The sequence below is a fragment of the Paracoccus sp. DMF genome (assembly GCF_004407025.1).
GTDB classification, from domain to species: domain Bacteria; phylum Pseudomonadota; class Alphaproteobacteria; order Rhodobacterales; family Rhodobacteraceae; genus Paracoccus; species Paracoccus aminovorans_B.
Window position 1 is genome coordinate 1 of sequence record NZ_SOKV02000076.1, and the last position, 8103, is coordinate 8103.

Genomic DNA, 8103 nt, shown 5'->3' on the forward strand with positions numbered 1-8103 from the left:
GTCGCGCTGCCGGCCAAGCTCCTGACGGATCGCTCCGAAGACCGCAGGGTCGCGCGTCGAAAGCGGTTCGGTGAAAAAGCCCGAAGGGGTCTGTTCGTTCATGCTGTCTGCTCCTTATCCAGTCCAGCCCAGAGCGGCGGAAATGCAATTCATCGTCTGCATCAGCGCGACCGGCAGGCCTGGCCCGGTCTGGTCGCGATTCTTGCGCAGCAGCGCGACCTGAAGATCGTGCACCCGGTCCAGATCGGCGCGCACCCGGCCGAAGCGCGCCGACATGTTCGGGAAGCGCGCGCCGATCTCGGTGCCGCCGTTCAGGAAGGTCACCGCCGCGCGGCTGTCGTCATATTCCTGGCGGATGCGGCCGAAGATGTCGTCGCCCACCCCGTCGTCGGCGACCAGCGCCCGGTATTTCGCCGCCACCGCCATGTCGGCATGGAACAGCGACTTTTCCGTCTCGTCCACGATCAGCCGGAACACGCGCGAATCCCGCGCCATGCGCAGCAGCAGCTTGTCGCCCTCGGCGCGGTGGAAGCGGCGGAAGGTGGCGATGGCCGAGCCGAAGCCATACCAGCCCGAGATCAGGTGGCGGTTCTGCGACCAGGCAAAGACCCAGGGGATGGCCCGCAGGTCGTCGAGGCTTTGCGCGCCGAAGCGCCGGGCCGGGCGCGAGCCCATCTTGAGCATGGCCAGCTCCTCGACCGGGCTCGACTGGTTGAAATAGTCGATGAAGCCCGGCCGGTGCAGCAGCCCGCGATAGGCGGTGCAGGACAGGTCCGACAGCGCCTCGAGCGTGTCGTTGAACTCGGGCCGCACCGGCTCGACCGCACTCGCAAGCGACTGCGCCATGACCGACGAGGCCAAGAGCTCCAGCTCGTATTGCGCGGTGCCGCGGTTGGCGTATTTCGACGACACCACCTCGCCCTGTTCGGTGGTGCGCAACCGGCCGTTCACCGTGCCGGCGGGCTGGGCGGCGATGGCGCGTTCGGTCGGCGCCTGGCCGCGGCTGACCGAGCCGCCGCGGCCGTGGAAGAACACCGGCATCAGCCCGTGCCCGGCCAGCACCCGCGCGATGCTGCGCTGCGCCTTTTCCAGCTCGCGGCTGGCGCAGAGGAAGCCGCCGTCCTTGTTGCTGTCGGAATAGCCCAGCATGATCTCGATGCGGCGGTCCTCGGTTTCCAGGCTGCGCCGGGCCAGCGGCACGCGCAGCAGATCGTCCAGGATCGCGGGCGCGGCGCGCAGGTCGCCGATGGTCTCGAACAAGGGCACTACGCGCAGGTCCAGCCGTTCCGGGCCGAAACCGGCATAGCGCGCCAGCAGGAACACACCCAGCAGGTCGTCGCAAGACCGGGTCATGGACAGGATGAACGGGCCGATGGCCAGCGGGTCGGCGCCGAAGCGGGTGACGCGCATCAGGTCCAGAAGGTCCAGAAGCTCGGCCGTCTCGGCCGGCAGCGCCTCGCGCCGGGGACTCGGCAGCCTGTCCTGCACGATCTCGGCCCGCAGCCGCGCCGACCATTCCGGCGTGCCGTAGTCCGGCGCGCCCTCGCCCCAGAGCGAGGCCAGCGCCCGCGTCGTGACCGAGGAATTCTGCCGCACGTCCAGCGTGACGGTGCGGAAGCCGAAGATCTCGGCCTGCCAGCGCAGGGGCCGCACCAGCCGTTCGGCCAGCTGGCCGGCCTCGATCAGTTCCAGCGCGGTTTCGACGCGGCGCAGCTCGGCGATATAGTCGCGCACATGGGCATAGGCCGGGCCGTTGCCCGAGGCGGTGGCCTCGATGCGGCGGGCAATGGCGCTGATCGCCTGGCGGAACAGCTCGCCGGGGTTGCGGTGCTGCTGGCCCTCGGGCGGCGGGGCGGCGTCGATCACCGCCTGCAGCAGGCCGAGCGCCTGGCCGGGCAGATGCGCGATGGCGCTGCTGATGCTGAGCTGGCGCGCGGCAAGCTCCAGCCCCTGCCGGCAGCGGTCCAGGGCCGCCGCGCGGCCGCGGTCGAGCGCGGTGCGGGTGGTCTCGGTCGTGACATGCGGGTTGCCGTCGCGGTCGCCGCCGATCCAGGAATGGAAGCGCAAAAGCGGCACCGGCCGGTCGGCGGGGTCGGCGCCATGGTCCTGCGCCGCGGCCTGCTGGAAGCGGCGCATGACGTTCGGGGCGGCGTCGAACAGGCTGTCGCGAAAGAATTGCAGGCCCCATTCGATCTCGTCGAGCGGCGTCGGGCGCTGGCGACGCAATTCGCCGGTCAGCCACAACAGGTCGATCTCGGCCTCGAGATCGGCGAAAAGATCGGCCCTTTCGCGCGGGGTCCAGCGGTCGGTCTCCAGCGTGACCAGCGCGCGATAGATGCGGCGGTGGATTTCCAGCACGGTGACGCGCTTGGCCTCGGTCGGATGCGCGGTCAGCGTCGGGCCGACGCAAAGCCCCTGCACATTGCGCCAGAAGGTCTCGGGCGCCAGCTGCGGGTCTTGCGCCAGCACGCGGGCAAAGCTGCCCTTGACCGCGGCCGGGCCGTCGCCGGTCTCGACCATGCGGCGGGCGCGGGTCGCGACATTCTCGTCGATGATCTTCAGCAGCTGGAACCAGATGTTCAGCGCCTGAAGGCAGACGGTCACGTCGCCATCCTGCGGCAGCTCGGCCGACTCGCCCGACAACAGCGGCAGGATGCCGGGCGCGCGACGGGCGATGACATTGGTCCAGAGCGCGCGCAGCTCGGCCCGCAGCCGCCCGCCATAGGCGTCCTCGGTTTCGTCGGGGGGCAGGCTGCCGATCCGCTGAACCCCGCTTTGCATCAGTTCACCCTGTCGCGCGGTGCGCGTCCTGCGAAGAAATCTTCAAGGTTGTCGAGCACGCGGAAGCCCATCGCCTCGCGCGCCTCGCGGGTGGCGCTGCCCAGATGCGGCAGCATCACCAGCCGGTCGCTGTCACGCAGCGCCGGGTTGATGTTCGGCTCGCCGTCGAACACGTCCAGCGCGGCGCCGCCGATGGATTCGAACCACAGCGCATGCGACAGCGCCATCTCGTCGATCACCTCGCCGCGCGCGGTATTGATCAGGAAGGCGTCTGGCCGCATCAGCCCCAGCCGGCGCGAGTTGATCAGGTGCCGGTTCGCCGCGCCGCCCGGGCAATGTAGCGAGACGAAATCGCATTGCGGCAGCAGTTCGTCGATGCTGGCGACCTGGGTGGCCTGGCATTGCGCCAGCACCTCGGGCGCGACCGGGCTGCGGTTATAGGCCAGGATCTTCATGCCGAAGCCGTGATGCGCGCGCCGGGCCATTTCCTGCCCGATGCGGCCATAGCCGATGATGCCCAGCGTCTTGCCGGAAACCTTGGTGCCGACCAGATGCGTCGGCCGCCAGCCGGTCCATTGCCCGGCGCGCAGCTCGCGCTCGCCCTCGCCGGCGCGGCGCGCCACCATCAGCAGCAGCGTCATCGCCAGGTCGGCGGTGCATTCGCTGAGCACGTCCGGGGTATTGGTCACGACGATGCCATGCCGGCCGACGCTGTCGAGGTCGATGTGGCTGTAGCCCACGCCGTAATTCGCCAGGATCCGCACCTGCGGCTTGTCGATGTCCAGCGCGGGCGCGCCCAGCTTATCGGTGACGGTGGGCAGGATCGCGTCGTAATCCCGCATCGCCGCCCGGAAATCCTCGGGCGCGAGCGGCTTGTCGGCGGTGTTCAACCTGACGTCGAACGCCTCCGCCAGCCGCGCCTCGACCGCCGCGGGCCAGCGGCGCGTGACAAGAACCCGAGGTTTCGCCATGTCTGCCTCCGTTACTGCAGGACGCGGGCGATGGTCTGCCCGATCACGGCGGGGTTTTCCGCCATGGTGATGCCGGCCGCCGACAGGATTTCCACCTTTTCCGAGGCGCTTTCCCCGAAGGCCGAGATGATGGCGCCGGCATGGCCCATGGTGCGGCCCTTGGGCGCGGTCAGGCCGGCGATATAGGCCACCACCGGCTTCGTCACATGCTCGCGGATGTAATCCGCGGCCTCGGCTTCCTGCGGCCCGCCGATCTCGCCGATCAGGCAAATGGCATGGGTGTCGTCGTCGTTCTGGAAATGCTCCAGCACGTCGCGGAAGGACGAGCCGTTGATCGGGTCGCCGCCGATGCCGACCGAGGTCGAGACCCCCAGCCCCAGCTCTTTCAGCTGCGCCGCCGCCTCATAGCCCAGCGTGCCCGAGCGGCCGATGATGCCGACATGGCCCTGCATGTAGATATGGCCCGGCATGATCCCCAGCATGGCCTTGCCGGGGCTGATGGTGCCGGCGCAGTTCGGGCCGGTCAGGATCATCCGGCGCTCTTTCGGATAGCGATACATGTAACGCTTGACGCGGATCATGTCCTGGGCCGGGATGCCGTCGGTGATGCAGACGCAGTACTGGATGCCGGCATCGGCCGCTTCCATGATGCTGTCGGCCGCGGCCGGCGGCGGCACGAAGACCAGCGAGGCCTGGGCGCCGGTCGCCTCGACCGCTTCCTTGACGGTGTTGAAGACCGGCACGCCCTCGCAGGTCTCGCCGCCCTTGCCGGGCACGACGCCGCCGACGACATTGGTGCCGTAGTCGATCATCTCCCTGGTATGGAAGCGGGCCATCTTGCCGGTGATGCCCTGAACGATGACGCGGGTTTCACGATCCAGAAAAATGCTCATCACACGGCCCTCAGGTTGGGGTTCTGCTTGGTATCGGCGCGCCATGCGGCGACGGCGCGTTCGGCGGCTTCCATCAGCGTGGTGGCGCGGATCAGCGGCAGCCCGCTTTGCGCCAGGATCTTCTGGCCTTCCTCGACATTGGTGCCGGCCAGGCGCACCACGACCGGCACATCCACCGGCTCGTCGCGCAGCGCCTTGACGACGCCCTCGGCCACCCAGTCGCAGCGGTTGATGCCGGCGAAGATATTGACCAGGATCGCCTGCACGTTCTTGTCCGACATCACCAGCCGGAACGCCTTGGCCACCCGTTCGGGCGTGGCGCCGCCGCCGATGTCGAGGAAGTTCGCAGGCTCGCCGCCGGCCAGCTTGATGGTGTCCATCGTCGCCATGGCCAGGCCGGCGCCGTTCACGATGCAGCCGATATTGCCTTCCAGCCCGACATAGGACAGGCCGCGGTCGGCGGCGCGGGATTCGCGCGGATCCTCTTGCGACTTGTCGCGCAGCTCGCTGATCTGCGGATGCCGGAACAGGGCGTTGTTGTCGAAGGTCATCTTGGCGTCCAGCGCCAGGATGCGGTCGTCCGAGGTCACCACCAGCGGGTTGATTTCCACCATGGTCGCATCCAGGTCGCGGAAGGCGCGGTAGCAGCCCATCAGCGTGCGCACCATCTGCTGGACCAGCCCGGGCTTGATGCCAAGCGCGAAGGCGATCTCGCGGGCCTGGAATTCGCGCAGGCCGACCGCCGGCTCGATGGCGGCGCGGACGATGCTGTCGGGCTTCTCGGCCGAGATCTCCTCGATCTCCATGCCGCCCTCGCCCGAGGCGACGATCATCACGCGCTGGCTGGCGCGGTCCAGCACGAAGCCCAGATAGATCTCGCGCAGGATCGGCACCGCGGCCTCGACATAGACGCGGTAGATACCCTTGCCCTCGGGCCCGGTCTGATGCGTCACCAGCTTCTGGCCGAACATGGTCTCGGTCACGTCCTGGATCTCGGTGTCGCTGCTGCAGACCTTGACCCCGCCGGCCTTGCCGCGGCCGCCGGCATGGACCTGGGCCTTGACGACCCAGCGGTCGCCGCCCATCTCGCGCGCCCGGTACGCCGCCTGTTCCGGGCTATAGGCCAGCGCGCCGGTGGGAATGCCCACCCCGAACTTGCTGAGCAGTTCCTTGGCCTGGTATTCGTGGATATCCATCGTCCTCTCCCCTCCCCTGGGTGTCGCTTATTCGGCGGCGACGGCCGTATCGTAGTGGCGCTGCAGGCCCTCGAGCACCGGGCCGGTGTCGATGCCGGCGCCCATGTCGTTCAGCGCCGCCGCAAAGCGGGTGACGATGTCGGTGATGGCGCGCTGGTTCAGCAGGTTCAGGATGCCGATGCGCACCTGCACGGGTTCCGAAAGCGTCGGCCAAATGCCGAAGCCCTTGGCGCGGCAGGAGGCCACCAGCTCGGCCTCGCGGCCCGCCAGGGCCGGCGGCAGGTTCAGCACCACCAGCGAGGTCATGTTCGAGGTGACCTTGCAGCCCATCGCCGTCACCGCATCGCGCAGCGCCGCCTCGTGGAAGGCATAGGAGCGCGCCCGCCCGGCCACGCTCTGCTGCAGCAGGATACGCAGCGCCTCGTGGAAGGCCGCGACGGCATAGGCGCTGTGGGTGCGGTGATAGGCGCCCTTTTCCACGTCCTTGCCGTCGATGATGCCCCAATGCCGGGCCTCGAGGATCGGGTGATGCACGAAGGTGCGGGCGCCGGATTTCTTCAGGCTGTCGATATAGCGGTCGGTGAAGCTGACGGGCGCATAGGTCAGCGGCAGGCAGCAGATCCCTTTTTGCGGGCACGAGGCCCAGCCGGCGACGCCCGGGTAATCGTCGATCGAGAAATCCTCGACCCCCAGCGACGACACGGCGTCCACCAGGCCCATCGCGCCATGCTTCTCGCAGGCGTCGGAAAAGCCCTGGATGTCGTTGATGCGGCCCGATCCGGTTTCCCAATGCGCCATCGCGGCCCATTTCGGCTTGTGCTCGGCCAGCGCCTTTTCGACGATCTCGCCGGTGACCGACTGGCCATGCGGCACGGAGACGACCACGACCGAGGCCGGTTTCGGGTCCAGCGGCGCCGCGGCCAGTTCTTCGGCCGTGGCGGCCTTCATGCGCAGCGTCAGCCCGTCGATGCCCGAGAAGGTGCCGTTGACGAAGGCCACCACCTTGTCGCCCGGCATCACCGCGCTGAACAGCGTGTCGAGCCCGCTCCAGCCGGTGCCGGCGACGCCGAAGGTGTGGATGTTCCGGGTCCCCATGACCTGGCGCAGCATCAGCTTGGCCTCGATCATGCCACGCAGCACGTCGGCCTGCATGTGGTCGGCCACGCCGGCACTGGCAAATCGTTGCAGCACCCGCGGATCGGTATTGCCCGGACCCGGACCGGCTGCCAGCGTGTCGGGGATTTCCAGCTGCGGAAAGATCGTCGCGTCAGTCATGCGCAATTTCCTTCAGTTCAAGAATGTTGAATTGAAAGAAACATGCTCTGGACAGCTGCCACAACGTAAGATTATGTTGCATCGAGGTATCCGTTCGGGTGGGGCGAAACCTACCCGAAGGAATGGGGAGGAAGGAATTGGCCCAGCATTTGCCGCCGCAAGGCGCAAGCGCGGTCATGGACAGGCCGATCCGCACCGTGCGCGGGGCGGAAACGGCGATTTCGGTGATTCTCGCCGACAGCAACCCGCTGGTCCTGTCCGCCATGTCCGAGGTGTTCGAACGCGACGCGCGCTTTTCGCTGCTGGCCACCTCGGCCACGGCCGAGGGCTTCCTGGCCACCACCCGCCGGGTGCCGGCCCGGGTCGGGATCATCGACTGGGACCTGCCCGAGATGGGCGGCGCCCGGCTGATGGAGCAGCTGCGCGAACAGGAGGCCGCGCCCCGCGTCATCGTCTATGCCCGCGAATCGAGCCAAGGCCACATCTCGGCCATGGGCGCCGGCGCCGCCGGCTTCGTCTCGCGCAACGGCCCGGTCGAGACCCTGCTCGAGACCTGCATCGCGGTGGCGGCCGGGCGGATGGTGTTCCCGTTCCTCGACGTGCGCGAATTGCAACGCAATCCGCTGCACTCGCTGTCACGGCGCGAAACCGACATGCTGGCCGCCCTGGCCCGCGGCCTGACCAACCGCGAGATGGCGCGCGAACTGGGGATCTCGCCCAATACGGTCAAGTTCCACCTATCGAACCTTTACGACAAGCTGTCGGTGAAAAGCCGCTCCCAGGCCATCGCGTTTTTCTATTCCCAGCAGGGCTCGCGACCGGGCGGCTGAGCGGCGATCTAGAACTTTTCGCTTTGTCAGAAATTATATTTCTTGACAGTAAATAGAAATATTCTTTCCCTTTGCGCGAGTTTTACCCCCGCCAAGGAGGCATCCCGCCATGAGTTTCTTCCCGATCGAACCCGCGCCCGCCCGCCTGAACCGCAGC

The 8103-nt window shown here is 67.9% G+C and carries 6 protein-coding genes; 1 reads left to right on the forward strand and 5 read right to left on the reverse strand.

What is annotated here, in order from left to right; genetic code table 11:
- Positions 1-114: 114 nt before the first annotated feature.
- The 5 genes from E3D03_RS19530 to E3D03_RS19550 are packed head-to-tail and all read right to left on the reverse strand — an operon-like array spanning position 115 to position 7116.
- Positions 115-2781: a phosphoenolpyruvate carboxylase gene (locus E3D03_RS19530; protein ID WP_263568344.1), complete on the reverse strand. Its 2667-nt coding sequence runs from the start codon at positions 2779-2781 to the stop codon at positions 115-117.
- Positions 2781-3752 (reverse strand): 2-hydroxyacid dehydrogenase, encoded by a 972-nt coding sequence (locus E3D03_RS19535; RefSeq protein ID WP_263568345.1) that lies wholly within the window; start codon positions 3750-3752, stop codon positions 2781-2783. Before E3D03_RS19535 ends, E3D03_RS19530 begins: the two co-directional genes overlap by 1 nt.
- An 11-nt stretch (positions 3753-3763) precedes the next feature.
- The gene (gene sucD / locus E3D03_RS19540) at positions 3764-4645 is read right to left on the reverse strand and encodes a succinate--CoA ligase subunit alpha (protein ID WP_018001674.1); all 882 of its coding nucleotides are present in this window, start codon (positions 4643-4645) and stop codon (positions 3764-3766) included.
- Entirely contained in the window at positions 4645-5841 is a 1197-nt protein-coding gene (locus E3D03_RS19545) for a malate--CoA ligase subunit beta (RefSeq protein ID WP_263568346.1), read from the reverse strand. The genes sucD and E3D03_RS19545 overlap by 1 nt, the downstream gene beginning before the upstream one ends.
- Positions 5842-5868: 27 nt before the next feature.
- Positions 5869-7116: an aminotransferase class V-fold PLP-dependent enzyme gene (locus tag E3D03_RS19550; protein WP_263568347.1), complete on the reverse strand. Its 1248-nt coding sequence runs from the start codon at positions 7114-7116 to the stop codon at positions 5869-5871.
- Between the two features lie 176 nt (positions 7117-7292).
- Between E3D03_RS19550 and E3D03_RS19555 the strand changes: the two genes are divergently transcribed.
- The gene (locus E3D03_RS19555; protein ID WP_062564053.1) at positions 7293-7946 is read left to right on the forward strand and encodes a response regulator transcription factor; all 654 of its coding nucleotides are present in this window, start codon (positions 7293-7295) and stop codon (positions 7944-7946) included.
- Positions 7947-8103: the final 157 nt, after the last annotated feature.